Source organism: Micromonospora yasonensis, assembly GCF_026013475.1.
Classification (GTDB): Bacteria; Actinomycetota; Actinomycetes; order Mycobacteriales; family Micromonosporaceae; genus Micromonospora; species Micromonospora yasonensis.
The window spans coordinates 37,930-60,751 of record NZ_JAPDPH010000012.1 but is presented as its reverse complement, the minus strand read 5'-3'; the positions used below and the strand labels follow the sequence as shown (position 1 = coordinate 60,751).

Sequence of the window (22,822 nt, the reverse complement as noted above, 5' to 3'; positions counted from 1 at the left end):
GGTCGGCGAGCTCCGGCAGATCGGTCAGCGGGCCGGCGACCGCCACCGCACCGGCCTCCCCCGCCCCGGCCGCCACGCCGTCGTGGAACAGCCCCGGCGCGAGGAAGTAGGCGGCGACCGCCACCCGGCCCGCCCCGCCCGCCCGCAATTTCGCCACCGCGACCGCGGCCGCCGGGGACGCCGCCGAGGCGTACGACACGCGGCAGGGAACGCCCAGCTCCGCGCCGAGCGCCGCCGCGACCCGGCCCACCGAACCCCGCGCCCGGGCGTCCCGGGTGCCGGCGGCGGCCAGCACCAGGGCGTCGTACCCGTCGGGGTGCGCCTCGGCCAGCCGGCGGCACAGCCCGGCCAGCAGGCCCGGATCCACTCGGCCGTCGGCCGGGCCCAGCACCTCGGTGACCCGTACGTCGATCGTCGCGCCCGCCGCCCGGGCGGCGGCCACCGCGGCCGGGATGTCGACCTTCCGGTGGTACGCGGCGGTCAACAGCAGCGGCACCAGCACCGCCCGGGGGTGGCCGGCGGCGGCGAGGTCCCGCAGCACGGCGGCCGGCCCCGGCGCGGTGTGGTCCAGCCAGCTCGGCAGCACCGGGGTGCCGGGACGGGCTGTCGCCACGGCCCGGGCCAGCGCCCGGGTCGCCGCGGCCGCCCGCGGGTCACGACTGCCGTGCGCGACCAGCACCACCGGCGCCGCGGCCGGCTCGGCCGTCAGGTGTGCAGGCCGCACTCGGTCTTCTCGAACATGGCCCACCGGCCCGCCCGCGGGTCCTCCCCCGCCTTCGTGCGGCGGGTGCAGGGCCAGCAGCCGATCGAGCCGTAGCCGCGGCCGAACAGCTCGTTGACCGGGATGTCGTGGCGGGCGACGTAGCCGTCCACGTCCCGCTGGGTCCAGGCGGCGATCGGGTTCACCTTGACCCTGCCGCGCCGGGCGTCGAAGGCCACCACCGGGGTGTTCGCCCGGGTGGGTGACTCGTCCCGGCGCAGTCCGGCGGCCCAGGCGTCGTACCCGGTCAGCGCCCGCTCCAGCGGCTCCACCTTGCGCAGCTGGCAGCAGTCGTCCGGGGAGCGGCTGAACAGCCGGGGGCCGTACTGGCCGTCCTGCTGCCCGACGGTCATCCGGGGCCGGATCGAGCGCACGTTCACCGGCAGCCGCCGGGCCACCTCGTCGCGGACCTTGAGCGTCTCCGGGAAGTGCAGGCCGGTGTCCAGGAAGACCACGTCGACGCCGGGCGCGACCCGGGAGACCAGGTGGGCCAGCACGCCGTCGGCCATCGAGCTGGTCACGCAGAACCGGTCACCGAAGGTCTCGGCGGCCCACCGGGCGATCTCCAGCGCCGGAGCGCCCTCCAGCTCCCGGCCGGCCTCCTCGGCCAGCGCGCGCAGCTCCTCGGGATCACGTCGGGCCGGGTCGGCGGGGGTCGGGCCGCCCAGCCCGACCAGGCCGAGGTTCGTGGCAGAGGCCAGGTTCACCGGGCCACCCCCTTGCTGAGCAGGCCGGTGAACCTCACGCTGAACACCCGGGCGCAGGCGTGGCACTCCCAGGCGCCGTGCCCGGCGTCACTCGGCCGCAGGTCCTCCTCCCCGCAGTACGGGCAGTACAGCGGCACGGAACGGCTCTCGCTCATCGGAGCTCCTCCTCGTCGACCCTGATCACCCAGTTGGCGAAGGTCTCGCCCTCGGTCCGGCCGGCCAGGTAGCGGCGGGCCAGTCGTTCCACGTACTCCGGAAGCTCGTCGGCGGTGGTCTTCAGGCCGCGCAGCTTGCGGCCGAACCCGGCGGTCTGTCCCTGCGCCATGCCGAGACCGCCGCCGAGGTGCACCTGGAAGCCCTCCACCTGGCGGCCGTCCGGGCCCATCACCAGCTGGCCCTTCAGTCCGATGTCGGCGACCTGGGTACGGGCGCAGGCGTTCGGGCAGCCGTTGAGGTGGATGGAGATGTCGGCGTCGAAGTCACGCAGCCGCTCCTCCAGCCGGGCCACCAGCTCCTCGCCGCGCCGCTTGGTCTCGACGATGGCGAGCTTGCAGAACTCGATGCCGGTGCAGGCCATGGTGCCGCGCCGCCAGGCCGACGGCCGGGCCTCCAGGCCGATCGCGCGCAGCTCCGCCGCCAGCGAGTCGGTCCGCTCCGGCGCCACGTCCAGCACCAGCAGCTTCTGGTACGGCGTGAGCCGGACCCGGCCGCTGCCGTGCGCCTCGACCACGTCGGCGAGCCGGGCCAGCTGCGGGCCGGAGATCCGACCCACCACCGGGGCGGCGCCGACGAAGTTGCGGCCGTCGCGCTGCGGGTGCACGCCGATGTGGTCGATCGGCTTCGCCGGCAGCTCCGCGGCCGGGCCGTCGAGCAGCGCCCGGCCCAGGTACTCCTTCTCCAGCACCTCGCGGAACTTCGCCACGCCCCAGTCGGCGACCAGGAACTTCAGTCGGGCCCGGTTGCGCAACCGGCGGTAGCCGTAGTCCCGGAAGATGCCGACCACGCCCGCCCAGACGTCGGGCACCTCGGCCAGCGGCACCCAGACGCCGAGCCGCTTGGCCAGCATCGGGTTGGTGGAGAGGCCGCCACCGACCCAGAGGTCGAAGCCGGGACCGTGCTCGGGATGCTCGACGCCGAGGAACGCGATGTCGTTCGCCTCGTACGGGGTGTCGACCAGCCAGGAGATCGAGGTCTTGAACTTGCGCGGCAGGTTGGAGAACTGCTTGTCGCCGACGTACCGGCGGACGATCTCGTCGAGCGCCGGCGTCGGGTCGAGCACCTCGTCCCGGGCCACCCCGGCGACCGGGCTGCCCAACACGACCCGGGGGCAGTCGCCGCACGCCTCGGTGGTCTGCAGGCCGACCTCGTCCAGCCGGCGCCAGATCTCCGGCATGTCCTCGACCCGGATCCAGTGGAACTGGATGTTCTGCCGGTCGGTGATGTCGGCGGTGTCCCGGGCGAACTCGCGGGAGATGTCGGCGATCACCCGGAGCTGGGCCAGGCTCAGCTCACCGCCGTCCACCCGGACCCGGAGCATGAAGAACTCGTCCTCCAGCTCGTGCGGCTCCAGCACGGCCGTACGCCCGCCGTCGATGCCCGCCTTGCGCTGGGTGTAGAGGCCCCACCAGCGGAACCGGCCCCGCAGGTCCTGCGGGTCGATCGAGGCGAAGCCCCGGTGCGCGTAGATGTTCTCGATCCGGGCCCGGACGTTGAGCGGGTCGTCGTCCTTCTTGATCCGCTCGTTGCCGTTGAGCGGCTCACGATGCCCGAGGGCCCACTGCCCCTCACCACGGGGCCGGCGGGGTGCCCGCCCGGCGGGCGGAGTCTCGGAGCGGGTGGGGGTGCTGCTGACCGCCATCGCGGCGTCCTCCGTTGTCTGCTGTGCCTGCGAGCGCGGACGCGGCGGCCGGCCCTGGTGCAAGGGCCGTGGACGGCGATGTCGATGACGGCCGGCGCGAGAGCGCGCCCGAGACGGATGGGTCGGGCGTCGTCAGTGGGCCGGACAGATCGCGCTGCGCACGCGGCCGTAATCGACGTGGCGGCGGGCCACGAAGCGGCGGACGACAGCGGCGGTCATGGCTGACATGCTCCCACACCGAGGGGGTCCCGGCCAACGAGTGCGGATGTGATCCCACATCACGGGCCGCCGTGGGCAACATCGACGATGATCGACTCGGATTGCGGCGACCCGGGCGGTCAACGCGCCGCGAGGGAGCGACATGCGGCAGCTCGGGGCGTTCGCGCGTGCCGAGCACACGACATACGGCAACCGGAGTCGATCAGCCGGGAATCGGCGGACCGGCCCGGCGGGCGGGACCGCTGTGTGACGCTGCGGAACGTGAGCGAACCGTCGGATTCCGGGCCGCCAGGCGACCGCCGGGCGTGGCTGGTCTGGCTGCCGCCGACGCTGCTCTCGCTGGTGGTCACCCTCACCGGGATCGGGCACGCCCAACTCTGGCGGGACGAACTGGCGACGTGGAGCGCCGCCACCCGGCCGATCCGGGACCTGGTCCGGCTGGCCGGCACCATCGACGCCGCCACCGGCCCGTACTACCTGTTCATGCACGGCTGGACCGCGCTCTTCGGCACCTCGCCGACCGCGCTACGGCTGCCCTCCGCGCTGGCCATGGCCGCGGCCGCCGGGCTCACCGCCCGGCTCGGCGAGCGGCTGGGCACCGCCCGGGCCGGGCTGCTCGCCGGCCTACTCTTCGCCGTTCTCCCCGGCACCTCCCGGTACGGGCAGGAGGCCCGCCCGTACGCGCTCGCCACCCTGCTCGCCGTGTTCGCCACCCTGCTGCTGGTGGGCGCGCTGCGCCGGTCGACCTGGCGGCGCTGGGCCGGGTACGCGATCATCGCCACCGCCCTCGGACTGACCCACCTGATCGCCGTGACCCTGCTCGTCGCCCACGGGCTCGTGGTGCTGCTGGCGGCCTGGCGCGGCCCGACGGCGACCGGCATCGCCGAACCGGCGCATCCCGACGGACCGGGGACCGTCGGCGGCGGGGTGGGCCGGGGTCGGCCGGGCACGGGCGACCAGCGTGCCCACCGGGGGCTGCTCTGGTGGTGGCTGGCGGCGATGCTGCCCGTCGTGCTACTGGTCACGCCGCTGGTGCTGGTGGCCCGGGGGCAACGGTCCCGGCAGCTCAACTGGGTGCACCTCGCCCATCTGGCCGACCTGGCGGGGCTGCCCGGCGGAGTGGCGCAGAGCAGGGTGGTCGGCGGGCTGCTGGTCGGCCTCGCCGCGCTGGGGGCGGGCCGGCTCGGCCGGCGGGCGCTGCTGCCGGGCGTCGCGGTCCTGCTGCCGGCGTTGCTGCTCTTCGCCGCCGGGACGCGGGTGCCGCTCTGGGTGAACCGGTATCTGGTCTTCACCGTCCCGTTCGCCTGCCTGCTGGCCGGGGCCGCGCTGGCCGCCGTGCGCCTGGTGCCGGCGGTCGCCGTGGTGACCCTGGCCGGTCTGCTGGGCCTGCCCGACCAGGCCGCGCTGCGCCGGACCCACGAGTGGCCGCGCACCGCCCCGGTCGACTACGCGGGGGTGGCCCGGGTGATCGCCGAGCACGAGCAGCCGGGCGACGTGATCGTCTACTCACCCCGGCAGAGCTGGCTTTTCCTCGACCTCGGAATGGCGTACCACCTGGGGTCGCACCGGCCCCGCGATGTGCTGCTGGTCCGCGATCAGCGACAGCGCGCGGACTTCTGGGCCAGCGAGTGCGACCGTCCGGCGGAGTGCCTGGCCGGCGTGCAGCGGGTGTGGCTGGTGGTCTCCGGCCGGCACACCGACCCGCTCGCCGCCGTGCCCGGCGCGAAGGGCGCCGCCCTGCGCGACTCCTTCACCGTCCACGCGGTCTGGCCCCGCCCCGGCCTCACCACAACCCTCCTCACCCGCCGCTGACTCCCGGGGGTCAGCGCGGATCTGCGGTGGGGCGGGCCAGGGGGAGGACGAGGACGGCTTCGGTGCCGCCGGTGGCGCCGTTGCGCAGTTCGATGGTGCCGCGCAGCTCACCGGTGACCAGGGCCCGGACGATCTGCAGGCCCAGGTTGCCGCCCCGCTCGGCGTCGAACTGCTCGGGCAGGCCACGGCCGTTGTCGGCGACGGAGACGTGCAACTGCTTGCGGAACCGGTGCGCGGAGACCACCACCTCGGGCTTCGCCGCGTCCGCCGGCCGGGCCGGGCCCTCCTCCCCGGCCGGCGGGAAGCCGTGCTCGGCGGCGTTGAGCAGCAGTTCGTTGAGGACCATCACCAGCGACGTGGCGATCTCGGCGGGCAGTACGCCGAAGCTGCCCTGCCGACGCATGTCGACGGTCACTTCGGTGGCCGCGACCTCGGTGGCGGCGCTGGCCACCCGGTCGACGATGCCGTCGAACTCGACCGCCTCGTCGCTGGACATGGAGAGCGTCTCGTGGACCAGCGCGATCGAGGCGACCCGGCGTACCGACTCCTCCAGGGCGACCCGGGCCTCGGGCATGGCGACCCGGCGGGCCTGGAGGCGGAGCAGCGCGGCGACGGTCTGGAGGTTGTTCTTCACCCGGTGGTGGATCTCCCGGATGGTCGCGTCCTTGGTGATCAGGGCGCGGTCCCGGCGGCGTACCTCGGTGATGTCGCGGACCAGGACCAACGCGCCGATCGGCACGCCGGCCGGCATCAGCGGCAGGGCCCGGGTGAGCATGGTGGCGCCCCGGGCGTCGATCTCCCGCCGGGGCGGGGCCTCGCCGCGCAGCGCGGCGAGCACGGCGTTGCCCGCGTCGGTGCCTTCGAGGGGGTCGGCGGCCAGCCGCCGGTGCAGCTTGGCCAGGTCCTCCCCCACCAGATGGGAGGCGTAGCCCAACCGGCGGTACGCGGACTGCGCGTTCGGGCTGGCGTAGGTGACCTGGCCGTTGGCGTCGAGCCGGACCAGGCCGTCGCCGACCCGGGGCGCGGAGGTGGTCTCACCCGGGTGCCGGGGCGGCGGGAAGGTGCCGTCGGCGATCATCTGGGCCAGGTCGTCCGCGGTGGTCAGGTAGTTCAGTTCGAGCTGGCTGGGCGTCCGCGCGGTGGAGAGGTTGGTGTCCCGGCCGACCACCGCGATGACCTCGCCGGCCTCCCCCTCGGCGGTACGCAGCCGGACCGGGATCGCCTCGTGCCGGGCGGGCACGTCGCCGTACCAGACCGGGTCGCCCTCCCGCCAGATCCGGCCCTGCCGATGGGCGACCTCCAGGTGGGCCACCTCCGGCCCGCCGACGATCCGGCCGACCTGGTCGTCCAGGTACGCGGTCGGCGCGGTCGTCGGGCGGACCTGGGCCACGCAGAGGTAGGTGCCGTCCCCGTCCACCGGTACCCAGAGCAGCAGGTCGGCGAAGGACAGGTCGGACAGCAGCTGCCAGTCGCCGGCGATCCGGTGCAGGTGGTCGATGTCGGCCGGGCGGAGCTGGGTGTGCTCCTCGGCGAGGTCACGGAGGGTGGACACGCTGAACAGCGTGCCACGTCCGGGCTCACATCGTCGCCGTGACCTTCTTCAACCCGCGCGGGGCGTCCGGGTCCTCGCCCCGGGCCAGGGCGAGCGCGAGGGCGAGCCGCTGCAACGGGAGGATGTCCAGCAGCGGGGCGTACCGCTCGTCGACCTCGGGAACGGCCATCCGCTCGGTCGCCTCGACCTCGGCGGAGCCGACCACCACCACGTCGGCGCGGCGCTCGCCGAGCCGGGGCAGCACCTCACGCATCGACTGGCCGCCGGGGCCGGAGCCGACCACGGCCAGCACCGGCACGTCCGGGTCGGTCATGGCGAGCGGCCCGTGCAGCAGGTCGGCCCCGGAGAAGGCGAGCGCCGGCAGGTACGAGGTCTCCATCAGCTTCAGCGCCGCCTCCCGCGCCGTCGGGTACGCGTATCCCCGGCCGGTGGTGACCAGTTGGGCGGCGAACCGGTAACGCGGGGCGAGCCGGGCCGGGGTGTCGTCGGCCAGGGTGCGTTCGGCCAGCTCGGGCAGGCGAGCCAGGGCGGCCTGCTCCTCGGCGGGGAGCACGCCGTCGCCGGCGCGTACCCCCTCGACGAGCATCAGCAGCGCGAGCAGCTCGGCGGTGTAGGTCTTGGTGGCGGCGACCGCCCGCTCGTGCCCGGCGGCGATGTCGACGCTCAGCTCGGCGGTGGCCGCCAGCGGCGAGTCGGGGTTGTTGGTGACCGCGAGGGTGAGCGCGCCGGACTCCCGGGCCACCCGCAGCACCTCGGTCAGGTCGGGCGAACCGCCGCTCTGGCTGACCCCCACCACCAGGGCCTCGGAGAGATCGGGTCGGGCGCCGAAGACGGTGACGGCGCTCGGTGAGGCGAGGCCGGCGGGCAGGCCGAGCCGGATCTCGGTGAGGTAGGCCGCGTAGAGCGCCGCGTGGTCGGAGGTGCCCCGGGCGGTGAACACCACGTGGCGGGGCCGATGCTCGGCGATCACCGCCGCGACCCGGGCGATGGCCCCAGCGTGCTCGGCGGAGAGCAGACGGTCGTAGCCGGCCGGCTGCTCGTCGATGTCGGCGGCCATGCCGGCCCCTGGGCGTGTCACGTAAGACCCCTCTCTGCGCGATTCCCGCGCGTTCCGTGCTCAGTCTTGCATCGTTTGACCGTATCGAGCAATGGAACGAACAGTAGTGCGCACTGGATCACCATGCCGATTCGTGATCCCCTAGGCTTGCCCGGCCGGCCAACCACCACCCGGAGACAACAACGTGCCCGAGGACCCCACGCTCTCCGCCGAGGAGGAGCTCGCGCTCGCGCGGCTCGCGCTGGCCGAGGGGGACCTGGCGCACGCCGCCGGCCACGTCGCCGCCGCCCTGGTCCAGTCCCCGACGCTGCCCGAGGTGCACGAGACGCTGGCCCGGCTGGACGCCGCCAGCGGCGGGGACCTGGAACTCTTCCCGCTCGGCCACCACGCGTACGTCGGGGCGGTGGTGGCCCGCGCCCACCTGCTCGCCGCCGCCGGCCGCCCGGCCGAAGGGCTCGACCTGCTCGCCGCGGCCAGCGGCTACGCGCCCGGCACGGACTGGGCCGCCGTGCCCTGGGTGACCGCGCCCGAGCTACCCGAACGGCTCGACCCGGAACGCACCGCCCGGATCCTCATGCAGATCTGCGCGGCGGTGCCCGACCCGGTCCCCCGCCGGCTGCGCGACCCACTGCGGCCGTACCTCACCCTCGCGCGCAACGCGGTCACCGTGCACCCCGGGCATCCGCTGCTGCTCGGCGCGGCGTCCGCGCTGGCCCGGCGCCTCGGCGCGGCCGCCCTCGCCGTCACCTGGGCCGCCCGGGGAGTACGCGCACAGCCGACCAAGCTCGGCGAGGTCTGGCTCGGGTACGCGTACCGCAGCGCCGGCCGGACCCGGGAGGCCCTCGCCGCGCTCGGCCGGGCCGTCGCGCTCGACCCCGACGACCTGGCCGTCTACGCCGACATCGCCGGCACCCTCGCCGACAACGGGCGGCTCGACGAGGCGCTGGACTGGATCGACCGGGCGCTGGCCAAGGATCCGACCTTCGACTGCGCGGTGCACACCGCGTACCGGCTGCGCTTCCAGCGCGACGGGGACGTCGCCCACCTGGTCGCCCTGGCCGACTTCGTCCGGGAGCACCCGGACGACAGCCACGAGCACGGCGACCTGGCCGAGTGCTGCCGCAGCCGCCCCTGGCTCGGCCAGGTGACCCCGGCCGGCGGTCCGGTGCTGGACGCGCTGCGCCAGGCCCTCGGCGCGGACGGCACCGTCCGGGTCGCCGTACGCCTGGACGCGCTGGAACCACCGAGCGCCATGCGGACCGCGGCGGCGGCCGCGCCGGGGCTGGACGTCGAGGTGGCCGCGGTGTCCGACCCGGACCCACGGGAGCCCCGGCGGGCCACCACCTGCCAGCTCTGGCGGTACGAGGGCACCATTGCGGCGCCCACCCTGCCGACCCCCTCCGCCGAGGCGGGGGAACGGGTCCGGCAGCTCGCTCACCCGGCCTGGCCGCACCCGCCGGCCGCGTACGACGCCGCGGTGGGACTGGCCACCGTGGAGCTGGCCGACCTGCTCGGCCTGCTGGTGCACCCGCCCGAGGCGCCGGCCACCGCGCTGGGCCGGGTGCTCACCGGCCAGGACCCGTCGCTCTGGGTCCGCTGCGTGCAGGTCTGGGCCTGCCTGGGCCTGCTGCACCACCACACCGACGAGCCGTGGGCCGACTCCACCCGCCGCCGGGTGCTGCTGGAACTGGTCTGGGGTGTGGAGGACTGGATCACCGAGGCGGCGCTCTTCGCCCTGGTCACCGCGGCCTGGGTCGACCCCGCCGTACGCCCCGACGTGGCCCGGGTGGTGGCCGAGCGGCTCGCCGACGTGGTGGCCGTGGCACGCGAGCGGCCGGTGCCGATCGCGGTCTCGCTGGCCTACCTGTCGCTGGCCACCCCGGACCTCGATCCCGCCACCCGCGACCTGGCCCGCACCCTGATCACCGCCCCGCCGGGCGGGAACCCGCCCGGCCCCCTCCGCCGCCTCTGGCGCCACCTCCTCGCCCCCTTCCGCCACCCCTGACCCCCTGGATATCCGCGCAACTTCCCGGAAGTTGTCGCCTCCGGGCGCGCCGAGGCCACAACTTCGCTGAAGTTGCGCGTCATTGCTGGGGAGAGGGAAGGAGAGGGGGAGACGGCGCGGCCACGCCCGTACCCGGTTGGGTGGGCGTGGCCGCGACGGAGGGTGGGTCAGGCGACGGGGGCCTTGCCGAGGGCGGTCTCCGCCTCGTCCTCGGGGGTGGTCCCGGCGGCCGGGGGTTCGTTGGCCGAGCGGAGCGGCACCTCCTTGATGAACCAGGCCAGCACCGGCACCGCCACGGTGAAGAGCACCGCCCAGACGAAGACGTGGGAGATGCCGTCGGCCAGCGCGCCGAGGACAACCTCCCGCATCGGCCCGGTCAGTTGCTTGAGCTTCTCCAGGTCCAGGCCGCGGCCCTCGCCCGAGCCGCCGCTGAACGCGCCGCCGCCGGCCGAGGCGGCGAGCCGGTTGGCGAAGATGGCACCGAAGAGCGAGATGCCGAACGAGCCGCCGATGGACCGGAAGAAGGTGGCCGCGCCGCTCGCCGCGCCGAGGTCCTTCTGCTCGACGCTGTTCTGCGCGATCAGCATCGAGGTCTGCATGAGGAAGCCCATGCCGATGCCGAGCACGACCATGTAGAGCGAGGACTCCACCTTGCTGGTGTCGACGTCGAGCCGGGTCAGCAGGCCGATGCCGACGGTCATCACGACGCCGCCGATGATCGGGAAGGCCCGGTAGCGGCCGGTCTTCGTGATCGCCCGGCCGACCGCCAGCGAGACCACCAGCATGCCGAACATCAGCGGGAGAAGCAGCAGGCCGCTGTTGGTGGCCGAGGCGCCCTGCACGGTCTGCTGGAACATCGGCAGGAAGTTCATCGCGCCGAACATGGCGAACCCGAGCAGGAAGCCGATCACCGAGATCAGGGCGAAGTTGCGGTTGGCGAACAGGCCCAGCGGCAGGATCGGCTCGGGGGCCCGCCGCTCGACGAAGCCGAAGATCACCAGGGCCACCAGGGCGAGCGCGGCGAGGCCGAGGATCTGCGGGGAGACCCAGTCGTACTCGTTGCCGCCCCAGGTGGTGATCAGCACGATCGCGGTGATGCCGACCGAGAGCAGGCCGGCGCCCAACCAGTCGATCTTGTGCTCGGTGCGGTACTTCGGCAGGTGCATGGTGGTGGCGAGGACCAGCAGCGCCAGGCCACCGAGCGGCAGGTTGACGTAGAACGCCCACCGCCAGGAGAGGTGGTCGGTGATGAAGCCGCCGACCAGCGGGCCGGCCACCATGGCGATGGCCATGATGCCGGCGATCATGCCCTGGTAGCGGCCCCGCTCGCGGGGCGGCACCAGGTCACCGATGATTGCCATGACGCCGACCATCAGGCCACCGGCGCCGAGACCCTGGACCGCCCGGAACGCGATCAGCTCGATCATGCCGTCCTCGACCCCGCCGAACAGGCTGGAGCCGGACATGCCGCAGAGCGCGGAGCCGATCAGGAAGATGACCACCGAGATGAGAAAGACGGCCTTGCGCCCGTAGAGGTCGCCGAGCTTGCCCCAGATCGGGGTGGAGACGGTGGTGCCCAGGACGTACGCGGTGACGACCCAGGTGAAGTGGTCGACCCCGCCGAAATCGCCGACGATCCGCGGCAGCGCGGTGCTGACGATCATGTTGTCGAGCATCGCGAGCATCATCGCGATCATCAGGCCGAACAGGACGACCCGGACGTTGGGTCGCACTGCCACCTGGGCTGGTTGACTCATGGGTAAGCTCCCCCGAAGATCTGTGACCGACTTACTTGCCGCCCGGCTAGTTACCTTACTAGCCGCACGGTAAGTTGGACAGCAGAAACCCGTCAAGCGAGATAGGTGGTAGCGGTGAGGGAGAGCACAGGCGGCACGCGGCAACGCATCCAGGCCGTCGCGCTGGAGCTCTTCACCGAGCAGGGGTACGAGAGGACCTCGCTGCGGGAGATCGCCGAGCGGCTCGGGGTGACCAAGGCCGCCCTCTATTACCACTTCAAGAGCAAGGACGAGATCGTCAACAGCTTCGTCGAGGACCGGCTGCGCCGGATCGACGACCTGATCGAGTGGGCCCGCACCCAGCCCGCCACCCTGACCACCCGCCACGCCCTGATCAGCCGGTACGCCGAGGCCATGTTCGGCGGCGAGCTGCCCTCGGTGATGCGCTTCTTCGAGCAGAACCAGACCGTGCTGAAGAGCCTCAGCGCCGGCATGCAGATGCGGGAGCGGATGATGCGGCTGGCCAACGAGCTGTGCCGGGGCGACGAGTCGCCGCAGGCCCAGCTCCGGGCCACGCTGTGCCTGTTCGCCGTACACACCAGCTGGTTCGCCATCCGTGCCCCGGGCATCACCGAGGACGAGCGGACGAAGATCGCGCTGGACGTCGCCGACGAGCTGCTGGCGAAGATCGCCGACGCTGACTGACCGGGCCGGTTCGCGGCCGGCGGTCAGCCCCGACCGGGCAGTTCCAGCCGCAGGCCCAGCAGCTCCACGCCGGGCTGCGGGGACCAGTCCTTCTCGGGCACCCGGACGAAGCCGAACCGCGCGTAGAGCCGGTGGGCCGACGCGGCCATGCCGCTGCGTACGCAGATCACCACGGCCCTGCAGCCCAGCTCGGTGGCCCGTGCCACGCAGGCCTGGACCAGGACCGCACCGGCGCCCCGACCCTGCGCGGCCGGGTCGACCGCGAGCATCCGGAACTCCGCCTCGCCCGGCCCGGAGAGTTCGGCGTACGGGGTGCCAGCCAGCACGAACGTCACAGCGCCCAGCACGGCCCCGGTGGCCTCGTCGACCGCGACCAGCACCTCACCGGTCTCCGCCCGGGTGGCCACGTCGGCCAGCACCGCGCCGTAGCCGTTCTCGCCCTTGAGCTGGCCGTCCGCCTCGTACGCGGCGACGGTCAGGCGGGCCACCGCCGGGTGGTCGGCCGGTTCCGCCCGGCGGACGATCGGGCCGGTCAACCGATCACCGCGATCAGGTCGCCGTCCTGCACCACGTCGCCCTCGTTGACCGCGATCTGCTGCACCACACCGTCGGACTCGGCCACCACCGGGATCTCCATCTTCATCGACTCCAGGATCACCAGGGTGTCCCCCTCGGACACGGTGTCCCCGGCCGACGCGACGACCTTCCAGACGTTCGCCACCATCTCGGCGCGGATCTCCTCGGCCATCCCGGCCCTCCCTCTCCACGGTGTGCCTGCGAACGGTATCCAATCATGGCCGGCGTCACATCCGAACCCCTGGCTTCCGCCCCCGGCGGGCCGGGGCAGCCATGGCCGGCACTAGCATCAGCGGGTCGGTCCCCGCACCGCCGGTGGACCGGTACGCGACCTCGCCGCGCTCGCCGCGGCCGGACCGTGACCAGCACAAGGAGGCAGAGCATGGCGAAGAAGGCCCGCAAGAAGAAGGCCCGCAAGAAGAGCAGCGCGAACCACGGCAAGCGCCCCAACTCCTGATCACGCAGGGGCTGGACAACGCCGGTGGCCCGGGTCCGATCGGACCCGGGCCACCGGTGTCTTCAGCTTGTCGCGGTCGCGCTCAGTCGGCGAGTTCGCGGGATTCGGTGGTCTCGAAGACCACCAGCTCGGTCAGGCGCAGGCGCAGCCGCTCGCGGAGCTGCTCGGGCGCGGTCTCGTTGCCGCAGCAGCGCGCGACCAGCGCCTTCACCTCCTGCTCGATGCCGTACTCCTGCAGGCAGGGCCCGCACTCCTCCAAGTGATGCCGGATCAGGGCGCGGCGCTCCTCGGCGCACTCCAGGTCGAGGTAGAGGTAGACCTCGGCGAGCACCTCGCGGCAGTCCGTCTCGTGCGGCTCTCCACAGCTCACGGTCACACCTCCCGGCCTGCGGCGGCGGTCGAACCCTTCGACGGCGCGGAGGTGAAGCCCCGCTCCGCCGCGTACTGCTCGAGCAGCTTCCGCAGATTACGTCGACCGCGGTGCAGCCGGGACATCACGGTGCCGATCGGCGTACCCATGATGTCGGCGACCTCCTTGTAGGAGAAGCCCTCGACATCGGTCAGGTAGACCGCCAAGCGGAACTCCTCCGGCAACTGCTGGAGGGCCTCCTTGACGTCGCTGTCCGGCAGCCGGTCCAGCGCCTCGGTCTCCGCCGAGCGCAGCCCGCTGGAGGTGTGCGACTCGGCCTCGGCGAGCTGCCAGTCGGTGATCTCGTCCGTGGGCGCCTGGACGGGCTGGCGCTGCCGCTTCCGGTAGGAGTTGATGTAGGTGTTGGTCAGGATCCGGTAGAGCCAGGCCTTCAGGTTCGTGCCCTGCTCGAACTGGTGGAAGGCGGCGTACGCCTTCAGGTACGTCTCCTGGACCAGGTCCTCGGCATCCGCCGGGTTGCGCGTCATCCGCAGCCCGGCAGCGTAGAGCTGATCGACGAAGGGCATCGCGTCCCGCTCGAAGCGGGCCCTGCGCTCGTCCGTCTTCTCGGTGGTCAACCGCACATCCCCTCGCGTCGGATGCTTTCCCGCCGAGGATACGCGTACCCGCCTGCCGGCAGATTCACTTCCGGACTGTGTGCTGGTGCTCACGGCCGACGCCCCAGCGGGCCACTCGGGCGCGTCGAGCAGCCGCCTGAGCTGCCGCGCGTCCTGTTCGTCCCGCTCCCGGCTCCGTGTCTCGGTCGGCACCGGTCACCCCCCTCGGCTGAAATGTCATCCGGGAGTAGTAACGCGTACCGCCGCCCGCCACATTCCGCCGCCACCCGCCGTTCCTGGTCCCGGCCTCGGCCGCGACCGACGCTGGGACCAGGAAGGGCCTGGGAGGATGGCCCCGGACCCCGAACCGGGCGGCCGGCACCAACCGATGCAACGACCCGCCGCCACTCCCGGTCACGCCCGTGGTCTCGCAAGATCACTCCGCCCCCTGGGCGCCGGTGGGGGCGAGGGTCAGCCGGGTGTCCAACCCCGGACGTGCAGCCAGTCGCGGACCACCGCGGCACTGCCGGCCGGATCGCCGCGCAGGTCGTGCCGCTCGCCCGGGCGGGTCACCACCTCGACGTCGGGCCCCGACTCGGGCACCCCGAACGGGTCCCGGTCCCCGTTGACCACCAGGGTGGGCAGGCCGGTACGCAGCTCGTCGGCGCGGGAGCGCTCCGGGCGGCCCGGCGGGTGCAACGGGAAGGCGAGCGCGACGATCCCGTCCGCGCCGACCACGCCAGCGGTACGGCAGGCGACCCGGGCGCCGCTGGACCGGCCGCCGACCACCCAGCGGGCGACACCGGCGTGGCGCTCCCGGAGCGCGGCCAGCACCGCCGTCCACGCCTCGTCGAGGTGCCCGGCGGGCGCGGGCGCGCGCCTACCGGCGACCCGGTACGGCTGGGTGACCCGCACCACGCCCACCCCAGCGGCGACCACGGCGTCCCGCACCGCGATCAGGTCCGGGGCGGTCACGTCGCCGCCCGCGCCATGGCCGAGCACCAGCAACGTGGGGTACCGGCCGTCCGGCAGGTCGGTGTCGACCCGGGCCGGTCCGCGGGGCGTGGAGATCTCGTCGGTCTGCCGCACCGACCCATTCTGCGGCCCGGATCGGCCGGCCCGACGGCGGCCGGCGCGACCGGGCCGCTCCGGGCGGACCGCACCCGTGACACCGGCACCGGGATCACCGCGGCCGGACCGGAATCCGCGCTGACCACGGCGCTCGGTGCCTGGCCGGACAGGTAGCCGCGACGGCCACCGGGGCGGAAAAACGGCGTCGCCCGCACCCGGAAAAGGGGTGCGGGCGACGCCGGAAATCAGCTCAACGGCACCAACGTGAGCAGCCGGTCGCGGACCGGCGGGCCGGCCTCGTCGCGGGCGTCCGGATCCGGTTGCACCTCGCTACGCCAGGCGACCAGCATCGCCCGCCGTTCGCGCGGGGTGGTGCCGCCCCAGACGCCGTGGCAGTCCCCCACCTCCAGCGCCCAGGCCAGGCAGGATCCCTGGACGTCACAACTACGGCAGAGCGCGACGGCCGCGTCGGCCGGTTCGTTGGGTGCCGGAAAGAAGGTCTCCGGATCCACGCTCTGACAGGTTCCTCTGGTCCGCCACGCCTCGTCCTGTCGCCGCTCCCGCAACGCCCGCAGCAGTCGCGGGTCTCGTCGTGCGGCGGCCACCTCGTGCGGGCGGGGCATACGTGCCCGTGTCAATACACCCACCTCCCCCGTGGGACCGGCCTGATCCTGGAAGATCGATGGGTGTCATCCGCCCCGTGCGAACAGACGCCCAACGCCGGCGCTGTGTTCTATCGCACTCGCGGACACGGGGACAAGACTCTGCAGCAAACATGGCTGAAAAGCCGGCGACGATTCAGGCGCAACCCCGGCAAATCAGCACACGACAATGTGTCACCAGTACTCAGAACAGCGTCATTTCCGTAACAGCCTCCTCGCGGGCGAGCGGAACGCGTGCGGTGAGCGCGGGACCGTCGTTTCGGACGTCTCCGACCGCCGGGGAGACCGGGCGGATCTCCAACCCGGCGAGCCATTCCGGTGCCGGCGGGACGAGCAACGCGGCCGGCTCGTCGGCCGGCCCGAGCCAGGACGCCCAGCGCTCCCGGGGCAGCAGCAGCGGCATCCGGTCGTGCACCTCGGCCAGCTCGCCGACGGCCGCCGTGGTCAGCACGCTGAAGGTGAGCAGTTCGCTGCCGCCGGACGCCCACACCGACCAGATGCCGGCGAGGGCGAGCACCGAACCGTCGCGCGGGGTCATGTAGTAGGGCTGCCGCCGGCCGCCCGGCTCGCGGACCCACTCGTACCAGCCGTCGGCGGGGACCAGGCAGCGGCGGCGGGCGAAGGACGGGGCGTACGCCCGGCTGGTGGCGATGGTCTCCACCCGCGCGTTGATCATGCGGGCCGCGCCGGCGGCGCTACGCGACCAGTGCGGCACCAGGCCCCAGCGGCCGACCGAGAGCGCCCGGTGCCCCTCCGGAGCCAGCCGGACCAGCGGCACCGGGTCGGTCGGGGCGACGTTGAAGTCCGGGCCGACCGTGCCGCCGGTCTCGTCGTACGACTCGAACAGCGCGCCCAGGTCGCCCGCGCTCCGGCTCGTCGCGTACCTCCCGCACATGGGCACACGCTAACCCCTTGCCCCGCTTCCGGCTGTCCCGCCAACCGGGAGGTGGGACGACGGGCGGTTCCCCCGGCCCCACGAATTGGCACAATGTGACCGTGGGGAATCTGACCGCGACGCGTCCACCGGAGCCGTGGACCGCGCCGACCGCGACCGATCCGGTCGGCATCACGCTGCGCCTGCCCGGCTCCAAGTCGATGACCGCCCGGGCCCTGGTGCTCAGCGCGCTGGCCAGCGGGCCGTCCACGCTCGCCCGGCCGCTGCGCGCCCGGGACACCGAGCTGATGGCCGGCGGGCTGCGCGAGATGGGCGCGCACGTGTCGGTCTCCGACGACGAGCGCTGGCTGGTCCGGCCGCACCGGCTGGTCGGCCCCGCCCACGTCGACGTCGGCCTGGCCGGCACGGTGATGCGCTTCCTGCCGCCGGTGGCCGGGCTCGCCGAGGGCCGGGTCACCTTCGACGGCGACCCGCAGGCCCGAGTCCGCCCGATCGGCCCGCTGGTCGGGGCGTTGCGCTCCCTCGGCGTACGCATCGACACACCGGAGTCCGGCAGCCTGCCGCTGGCGGTGCTCGGCGCCGGCCGGGTCGTCGGCGGCGAGGTGGTGATCGACGCGTCCGCCTCCAGCCAGCTCGTCTCCGGCCTGCTGCTGGCCGCGCCTCGGTTCGACCGGGGCGTGGTGGTCCGGCACGAGGGGCCGCCGGTCCCGTCCGCGCCGCACCTGCGGATGACCGTGCAGATGCTGCGGGCCGCCGGGGCCGCGGTCGACGACACCACCCCCGACGTCTGGACGGTCGAGCCCGGCCCGCTGACGGGGCGGGGCTGGGAGATCGAGCCGGACCTGTCCGGGGCGGTGCCGTTCTTCGCCGCCGCGCTGGTCACCGGCGGCGAGGTGACCCTCCAGGGCTGGCCGCGCAGCAGCATGCAGCCGGTCGAGCAGCTGCGCGCCCTGCTGACCCGGATGGGCGGCGAGGTGACGCTGACCACCTCCGGGCTGACCGTCCGGGGCACCGGCACCGTGCACGGCCTGGTCGCCGACCTCTCCGACGTCAGCGAGCTGACCCCGGCGCTGACCGCGCTGGCGATGCTCGCCGACTCGCCCTCCCGGCTCACCGGGGTCGGGCACATCCGGGGCCACGAGACCGACCGGATCGCCGCGCTGGCCAAGGAGTTCACCGCGCTGGGCGCCGACATCACCGAATCCGCCGACGGGCTGGAGATCCGGCCCCGCCCGCTACGCGGCGGCACCTTCCGGACGTACGCCGACCACCGGATGGCGCACGCCGCGGCGGTGGCCGGGCTGGCCGTGCCCGGCATCGAGGTGGACGACGTGGCGTGCACCTCCAAGACCATGCCGGAGTTCCCGGCACTATGGTCGGGGATGGTGACCGGCAAGAACTGACGCGACGGGGGGACGTCCTGGCGACCAGACGGCGGGAGTACGACGAGGACGACGTCCGGGTCCGACCCGGGAAATCCTCGCGCCCACGTACCCGGACCCGGCCGCGACACGAGAACGCGGTCGACGGGTTCGTGATCGCCGTCGACCGGGGCCGCTACACCTGCGTGCTGCCCGACGCCGGGCCGGACACCCCGACCGTGACCGCGATGCGGGCCCGCGAGCTGGGCCGCAAGTCCGTGGTGGTCGGCGACCGGGTCGGACTGGTCGGGGACACCTCGGGCGCCCCGGGGGCGCTGGCCCGGATCGTCCGGATCGCCGAGCGCCGATCGGTGCTGCGGCGCACCGCCGAGGACGACGCGACCACGGCCGAGGGGCGGCTGGAACGGGTGGTGGTCGCCAACGCCGACCAGTTGGTGATCGTCAGCGCGCTGGCCGACCCGCCGCCGCGGACCGGGTTCATCGACCGCTGCCTGGTGGCCGCGTACGACGCCGACATCGAGCCGCTGCTCTGCCTGACCAAGGCCGACCTGGCCGGGCCGGAGGCGGTGCTCGGCTACTACACCGAGCTGGAACTGCCGTACGTGCTGATCCAGCCCGACGCCGACCTGGACGCGCTGCGCGCGCTGCTCGCCGGCCGGGTCTCGGTCCTCGTGGGGCACTCCGGGGTGGGCAAGTCGACGCTGGTCAACCGGCTGGTCCCGGAGGCGGACCGGGCGGTCGGCACGGTCAGCGCGATCGGCCGGGGCCGACACACCTCGACCAGCGCGGTGGCGCTGCGGCTGCCCAGGTGGGAGGGGGCCGAGGGCGACCCGGGCTGGATCATCGACACCCCCGGGGTACGCAGCTTCGGGCTGGCGCACGTCTCCGCGGAGAGCCTGCTGCACGGCTTCCCCGACCTGGTGGAGGCGACCGTCGACTGCCCGCCGAACTGCCCGCACACCGCCGACGCGCCGGACTGCGCGCTGGACGGCTGGGTGGCCACCGGCAAGGCCGACCCGCGCCGGCTGGCGTCGTACCGTCGGCTGCTGGCCTCCCGCAGCGGCGAGAGCGATCCCCGCGACGGTGAGCGCAACCCCCGCGAGCGCGAGGAGTGAGCTTGCGAGCCCCACAGTCGCGAACGAAGACCGGCTCAGCCGATCCGCCGGCCGGTTCCTGATCGGCGGACGCCGACGCACCCGCGCCACCCGGCCGGCGGCGGCCTCGCTAGCGTCTGGGCCATGACCGGGTACGCCGACGACCTCGCCCTCGCCCACCGGCTCGCCGACGCCGCCGACGCCGTCTCCATGTCCCGCTTCCGGGCCCTCGACCTGCGGGTCGAGTCGAAGCCGGACCTGACCCCGGTCTCCGACGCGGACACCGCCGTGGAGCGGGAGATCCGCGCCCTGCTGGCCATCCACCGCCCGGGCGACGGCCTGCTCGGCGAGGAGTACGGCGAGCAGCCGGCGACCGGCCCGGACGGGCGGCGCTGGGTGGTCGACCCGATCGACGGCACGAAGAACTTCGTCCGGGGGGTCCCGATCTGGGCCACGCTGATCGCCCTGCTGGAGGGGGACCGCCCGGTCCTCGGCCTGGTCTCCGCCCCGGCGCTCGGGCGGCGCTGGTGGGCCGCCCGCGGCGCGGGCGCGTACGCCGGCCCTGACCTGGCCTTCGGCGCGCCGATCCGGGTCTCCGGCGTGACCGACCTGGCCGACGCCAGCTTCTGCTACTCGTCGCTGAGCGGCTGGGAGACGGCGGGCCGGCTGGCGGCGATGCTCCAGATCATGCGGGACGCCTGGCGCAGCCGGGCGTACGGCGACTTCTACGGCTACACGCTGCTGGCCGAAGGGGCACTGGACGTGATGGTGGAGCCGGAGTTGTCGCTCTGGGACATCGCGGCCCTGGTGCCGATCGTCATCGAGGCCGGGGGCACCTTCACCGCCCTGGACGGCCGGCCGGCCCCTGCCGGGACCGGTCCGAACGAGATCAGCGCGATCGCCACCAACGGGCCGCTGCACGACGACATCCTGGCCCGGCTCGGCCGGCCGGCCGAGCACTGACCGGTCGGTAGCCTCTATCCTCGCCAGGTGGTGTCCTCCGGCTGGTGCTTCCTCGCGGCGATGATCGTCGCGTACGGCTTCGCCAACCTGCTCCAGTCGGTCGCGGCGGCCCGGACCACCGTGCACCACACCTTCGACCCGGGGCTGCTGCTCCGGCTGGCCAGCCACCGCACCTACCTGGTCGGGCTGCTGTGCCAGGTCACCGGCTTCGTACTGGCCTTCCTGGCCCGCCGTGACCTGCCGCTGTTCCTGGTCCAGGCCAGCGTGGCGGCCGGGCTCGGGGTGACCGCGATGATCGGGGTGGCGGTGCTCAAGTGGCGCCTGCCGGCCGCCGAGATCGCCCTGCTGGTGCTGCTCTTCGGCGGGATCACCGCACTGGTGCTGGCCGCCCAGCCGGCGCCGTCCCGGCAACTCGGCGCCGCCGGGCTGATCGGCCTGACCGCTGCGGTGGGGGTGATCGCCGTCCTCGGCTTCTTCGCCGTCCGGCTGCGCGGTGCGCCCGGCTCGGTGGCGCTCGGCTCGCTGGCCGGCATGGCGTTCTCCGCCGCCGCGGTGGCGGCCCGCCCGCTCGCCTCGGCCGACACGGCGGAGGCGTTCGTCCGGGACCCGCTGCTCTACCTGCTGGTCGCGCACTCGGTGATCGGGCAACTGCTGCTCGGGCTGGCCATGCAGCGCGGCTCCACCACCGCGGCGGTGGCCGCGATGGACGCCGCCGGGGCGGTGCCCGCGGCGATCATCGGCCTGCTGCTGCTCAACGACCGGATCTGGCCCGGCCGGGAGTGGCTGGCCGGGGTCGGCTTCCTGGCCACGCTGGTGTCCGTGGTCGGCCTGACCCGGTACGCGGAGCCGCAGCACCACCACGCGGTCGCCGGGGAACGGGAGCGCCCGATGATCGCTGCCGGCGTCACCGCCCGGGCCCGCCGTTGAGCCGGCCCGACTCCGGTCCTCAGGCGGCCTCGACCGGCCCGCGCTGCTCGGCGGCCACCTCGACGGGCTGGCGCTCCTCGGCCGGCTCGACCGGCTTGCGGCGGCCGATCACCCGCTCGTAGAGCCGCTCCAGCGCCCCCGCCGTCCGTTCCCACGTGTAGCTGCACCGGACCCGGTCGACCGCGGCGTGCCCGTACGCGAACCGCCCGGCGTTGTCGGCGAGCAGCCGGCGCAGGGCGACCCCGAGGATGCGTACGTCGCCGGGCGGGACCAGCTTGCCGGTCACCTCGTCGACCACGGCGTCGGCGATGCCGCCCATCGCGTAGCCGACCACCGGCACGCCGCAGGCCATCGCCTCGAGCGACACCCGACCGGCGGAGGAGTAGTGCGGGGTGCAGGCGACCACGTCGGCGGAGCGGTACCAGGTGGCCATCTGGTCGTGCGGCACCGCGCCGACCAGCTTCACCTGCTCGGCCACCCCGGTCCGCTCGGCCAACTCACGCAGCCGGCGCGCCTCGGCGTGGCCGGGCAGCTCTGCCACGGGCGGCCCGCCGGCGATCACCAGCTCCGCGTCGCCGACCAGGCGCATCGCCCGGATCAGGTCGTCCTGGCCGTGCCCGGGCGAGAGCCCGCCGACGGAGAGGATCCGGGCCCGCTGGTCCCGGGGCGCGGCCTCGCCGTCGGGGTGGAACTGGGCGGTGTCCACCCCGGTCGGCACCATCGCCACCGCGGTGCGTTGCAGGCCCATCCGGGTCAGCTCGTCGACCTCGTCGTTGCACTGGGCGACCGCGATGTCGACCGCCCGGGTCAGCGCCCGTTCCAGCGGGATCCGCTCCCCCGGCCCGCCGTACCCGCGGCCGAGGTGGCGCAGCTGCTCGATGCCGAGCGAATGGAAGGTCTGCACGACCGGAATGTCCGTCTCGCGTACCGCGTGGGCGGCGGCCAGGCCGCCGGGCCAGTAGTGCCCGTGCACCACCTCCGGCGCCCAGTCGCCCGACCATCGCCGCGCCAGCCAGCCGCCGAACTCGGCCACGTACGGCACCAGCTCGGCGGTGGGCAGCGGGGCGGGCGGGCCGACGGGCACCCGCTCCAGCCGGTAGCCGTCCATCGTCCGGTCGTCGGGCTGTCCCGGTTCGTCGCGCCGCTCGTACACCCGGACGTCGTGACCCCGTGCCGAGAGCTCGGCCGCGACCCGCGCGATGTGCTGGTGGGTGCCGACGGCGGGGCCGTCGACGGACGGGCCGGCGTGCGCGCACACAAGGCCGACGCGCATGGTGCACCTCCATGCGTTTTTCGGAGCGGTGGGTCCTCCGGTCAGAGGGTCCCATTAACCCGGCCCCGGTGCGTCGAAACCTGGCAGATCGGGATCGGACCGACGGGCCGGCAGCCGGCTGCTGCGCCTGACCTTCCGTCGGATT

22 protein-coding genes and 1 pseudogene are annotated in these 22,822 nt (G+C 74.0%); 8 read left to right on the top strand and 15 right to left on the bottom strand.

What is annotated here, in order from left to right; translation table 11 throughout:
- The 4 genes from ONA70_RS04960 to ONA70_RS04945 form a co-directional block, all read right to left on the bottom strand.
- Nucleotides 1-724, bottom strand: a 724-nt coding sequence (locus ONA70_RS04960; RefSeq protein ID WP_265005129.1) for a sirohydrochlorin chelatase, incomplete at its 3' end; no start/stop codon positions are given.
- Nucleotides 706-1,467: a phosphoadenylyl-sulfate reductase gene (locus tag ONA70_RS04955; RefSeq protein ID WP_265005128.1), complete on the bottom strand. Its 762-nt coding sequence runs from the start codon at nucleotides 1,465-1,467 to the stop codon at nucleotides 706-708. The genes ONA70_RS04960 and ONA70_RS04955, both read right to left, overlap by 19 nt.
- Entirely contained in the window at nucleotides 1,464-1,622 is a 159-nt protein-coding gene (locus ONA70_RS04950; protein WP_265005127.1) for a hypothetical protein, read from the bottom strand. Before ONA70_RS04950 ends, ONA70_RS04955 begins: the two co-directional genes overlap by 4 nt.
- On the bottom strand, nucleotides 1,619-3,325 hold the full coding sequence (locus tag ONA70_RS04945; protein WP_265005126.1) for a nitrite/sulfite reductase: 1,707 nt from the start codon (nucleotides 3,323-3,325) through the stop codon (nucleotides 1,619-1,621). Before ONA70_RS04945 ends, ONA70_RS04950 begins: the two co-directional genes overlap by 4 nt.
- A gap of 528 nt (nucleotides 3,326-3,853) precedes the next feature.
- On the opposite strand from ONA70_RS04945, the gene ONA70_RS04940 reads away from it, so the two are divergent.
- Nucleotides 3,854-5,356, top strand: coding sequence for a glycosyltransferase family 39 protein (locus ONA70_RS04940; protein ID WP_406601141.1), 1,503 nt, complete (start codon nucleotides 3,854-3,856; stop codon nucleotides 5,354-5,356).
- A gap of 10 nt (nucleotides 5,357-5,366) precedes the next feature.
- Here the strand turns inward: ONA70_RS04940 and ONA70_RS04935 are convergent, their stop codons facing one another.
- Both ONA70_RS04935 and ONA70_RS04930 read right to left on the bottom strand, forming a co-directional pair.
- On the bottom strand, nucleotides 5,367-6,908 hold the full coding sequence (locus ONA70_RS04935) for a sensor histidine kinase (RefSeq protein WP_265005124.1): 1,542 nt from the start codon (nucleotides 6,906-6,908) through the stop codon (nucleotides 5,367-5,369).
- Between the two features lie 25 nt (nucleotides 6,909-6,933).
- A complete protein-coding gene (locus ONA70_RS04930; protein ID WP_265005133.1) occupies nucleotides 6,934-7,965 on the bottom strand; it encodes an SIS domain-containing protein in 1,032 nt (343 codons plus the stop codon).
- A 184-nt stretch (nucleotides 7,966-8,149) separates the two neighbouring features.
- On the opposite strand from ONA70_RS04930, the gene ONA70_RS04925 reads away from it, so the two are divergent.
- Nucleotides 8,150-9,970, top strand: coding sequence for a tetratricopeptide repeat protein (locus ONA70_RS04925; RefSeq protein WP_265005123.1), 1,821 nt, complete (start codon nucleotides 8,150-8,152; stop codon nucleotides 9,968-9,970).
- Between the two features lie 167 nt (nucleotides 9,971-10,137).
- Here ONA70_RS04925 and ONA70_RS04920 read toward each other — a convergent pair whose 3' ends face one another.
- Nucleotides 10,138-11,727, bottom strand: a complete 1,590-nt coding sequence (locus ONA70_RS04920; RefSeq protein ID WP_265005122.1) for an MDR family MFS transporter — start codon at nucleotides 11,725-11,727, stop codon at nucleotides 10,138-10,140.
- 114 nt (nucleotides 11,728-11,841) lie between these two features.
- On the opposite strand from ONA70_RS04920, the gene ONA70_RS04915 reads away from it, so the two are divergent.
- On the top strand, nucleotides 11,842-12,411 hold the full coding sequence (locus tag ONA70_RS04915; RefSeq protein WP_265005121.1) for a TetR/AcrR family transcriptional regulator: 570 nt from the start codon (nucleotides 11,842-11,844) through the stop codon (nucleotides 12,409-12,411).
- A 23-nt stretch (nucleotides 12,412-12,434) separates the two neighbouring features.
- Here ONA70_RS04915 and ONA70_RS04910 read toward each other — a convergent pair whose 3' ends face one another.
- Together ONA70_RS04910 and ONA70_RS04905 are read right to left on the bottom strand one after the other, a co-directional pair.
- Nucleotides 12,435-12,947, bottom strand: coding sequence for a GNAT family N-acetyltransferase (locus tag ONA70_RS04910; protein ID WP_265005120.1), 513 nt, complete (start codon nucleotides 12,945-12,947; stop codon nucleotides 12,435-12,437).
- On the bottom strand, nucleotides 12,944-13,159 hold the full coding sequence (locus tag ONA70_RS04905) for a biotin/lipoyl-binding carrier protein (RefSeq protein ID WP_073834949.1): 216 nt from the start codon (nucleotides 13,157-13,159) through the stop codon (nucleotides 12,944-12,946). The genes ONA70_RS04910 and ONA70_RS04905 overlap by 4 nt, the downstream gene beginning before the upstream one ends.
- A 210-nt stretch (nucleotides 13,160-13,369) precedes the next feature.
- Here ONA70_RS04905 and ONA70_RS36855 point away from each other — a divergent pair, with 210 nt between their 5' ends.
- On the top strand, nucleotides 13,370-13,444 hold the full coding sequence (locus tag ONA70_RS36855) for a 50S ribosomal protein bL37 (RefSeq protein WP_369752275.1): 75 nt from the start codon (nucleotides 13,370-13,372) through the stop codon (nucleotides 13,442-13,444).
- Nucleotides 13,445-13,526: 82 nt separating this feature from the next.
- Here the strand turns inward: ONA70_RS36855 and rsrA are convergent, their stop codons facing one another.
- The 5 genes from rsrA to ONA70_RS04880 all read right to left on the bottom strand — a co-directional run bounded on the left by rsrA (nucleotide 13,527) and on the right by ONA70_RS04880 (nucleotide 17,038).
- A complete protein-coding gene (gene rsrA, locus ONA70_RS04900; protein WP_265005119.1) occupies nucleotides 13,527-13,814 on the bottom strand; it encodes a mycothiol system anti-sigma-R factor in 288 nt (95 codons plus the stop codon).
- A gap of 2 nt (nucleotides 13,815-13,816) precedes the next feature.
- Complete coding sequence (locus tag ONA70_RS04895; RefSeq protein ID WP_319956151.1) at nucleotides 13,817-14,623, bottom strand: sigma-70 family RNA polymerase sigma factor; 807 nt, start codon at nucleotides 14,621-14,623, stop codon at nucleotides 13,817-13,819.
- 258 nt (nucleotides 14,624-14,881) lie between these two features.
- Nucleotides 14,882-15,499, bottom strand: coding sequence for an alpha/beta hydrolase family protein (locus ONA70_RS04890; protein WP_265005117.1), 618 nt, complete (start codon nucleotides 15,497-15,499; stop codon nucleotides 14,882-14,884).
- Nucleotides 15,500-15,726: 227 nt separating this feature from the next.
- Entirely contained in the window at nucleotides 15,727-16,119 is a 393-nt protein-coding gene (locus ONA70_RS04885) for a WhiB family transcriptional regulator (RefSeq protein ID WP_265005116.1), read from the bottom strand.
- Between the two features lie 208 nt (nucleotides 16,120-16,327).
- The gene (locus ONA70_RS04880; RefSeq protein ID WP_265005115.1) at nucleotides 16,328-17,038 is read right to left on the bottom strand and encodes an SOS response-associated peptidase; all 711 of its coding nucleotides are present in this window, start codon (nucleotides 17,036-17,038) and stop codon (nucleotides 16,328-16,330) included.
- Nucleotides 17,039-17,139: 101 nt separating this feature from the next.
- Between ONA70_RS04880 and aroA the strand changes: the two genes are divergently transcribed.
- The 4 genes and pseudogenes from aroA (at nucleotide 17,140) to ONA70_RS04860 (ending at nucleotide 21,526) form a co-directional block, all read left to right on the top strand.
- Nucleotides 17,140-18,441: a 3-phosphoshikimate 1-carboxyvinyltransferase gene (gene aroA, locus ONA70_RS04875; protein WP_265005114.1), complete on the top strand. Its 1,302-nt coding sequence runs from the start codon at nucleotides 17,140-17,142 to the stop codon at nucleotides 18,439-18,441.
- Nucleotides 18,411-19,535, top strand: coding sequence for a ribosome small subunit-dependent GTPase A (rsgA, locus tag ONA70_RS04870; protein WP_265005113.1), 1,125 nt, complete (start codon nucleotides 18,411-18,413; stop codon nucleotides 19,533-19,535). The genes aroA and rsgA overlap by 31 nt, the downstream gene beginning before the upstream one ends.
- Nucleotides 19,536-19,658: 123 nt before the next feature.
- On the top strand, nucleotides 19,659-20,477 hold the full coding sequence (gene hisN, locus ONA70_RS04865) for a histidinol-phosphatase (RefSeq protein WP_265005112.1): 819 nt from the start codon (nucleotides 19,659-19,661) through the stop codon (nucleotides 20,475-20,477).
- 60 nt (nucleotides 20,478-20,537) lie between these two features.
- Nucleotides 20,538-21,526: pseudogene (locus ONA70_RS04860) on the top strand (hypothetical protein).
- Here the strand turns inward: ONA70_RS04860 and ONA70_RS04855 are convergent.
- Nucleotides 21,424-22,677 (bottom strand): glycosyltransferase, encoded by a 1,254-nt coding sequence (locus ONA70_RS04855; RefSeq protein WP_265005111.1) that lies wholly within the window; start codon nucleotides 22,675-22,677, stop codon nucleotides 21,424-21,426. The pseudogene ONA70_RS04860 and the gene ONA70_RS04855 sit on opposite strands and share 103 nt — an antisense overlap.
- Nucleotides 22,678-22,822 lie beyond the last annotated feature (145 nt).

Excerpts from the sequence above, each read along its gene's own strand:
- hisN (WP_265005112.1), top strand. The coding sequence starts at position 19,659 with ATGACCGGGTACGCCGACGACCTCGCCCTCGCCCACCGGCTCGCCGAC.
- rsgA (WP_265005113.1), top strand. The coding sequence starts at position 18,411 with ATGGTCGGGGATGGTGACCGGCAAGAACTGACGCGACGGGGGGACGTC.
- ONA70_RS04945 (WP_265005126.1), bottom strand. The coding sequence starts at position 3,325 with ATGGCGGTCAGCAGCACCCCCACCCGCTCCGAGACTCCGCCCGCCGGG.
- ONA70_RS04950 (WP_265005127.1), bottom strand. The coding sequence starts at position 1,622 with ATGAGCGAGAGCCGTTCCGTGCCGCTGTACTGCCCGTACTGCGGGGAG.
- ONA70_RS04855 (WP_265005111.1), bottom strand. The coding sequence starts at position 22,677 with ATGCGCGTCGGCCTTGTGTGCGCGCACGCCGGCCCGTCCGTCGACGGC.
- ONA70_RS04905 (WP_073834949.1), bottom strand. The coding sequence starts at position 13,159 with ATGGCCGAGGAGATCCGCGCCGAGATGGTGGCGAACGTCTGGAAGGTC.
- ONA70_RS04880 (WP_265005115.1), bottom strand. The coding sequence starts at position 17,038 with ATGTGCGGGAGGTACGCGACGAGCCGGAGCGCGGGCGACCTGGGCGCG.
- ONA70_RS04930 (WP_265005133.1), bottom strand. The coding sequence starts at position 7,965 with ATGGCCGCCGACATCGACGAGCAGCCGGCCGGCTACGACCGTCTGCTC.
- ONA70_RS04920 (WP_265005122.1), bottom strand. The coding sequence starts at position 11,727 with ATGAGTCAACCAGCCCAGGTGGCAGTGCGACCCAACGTCCGGGTCGTC.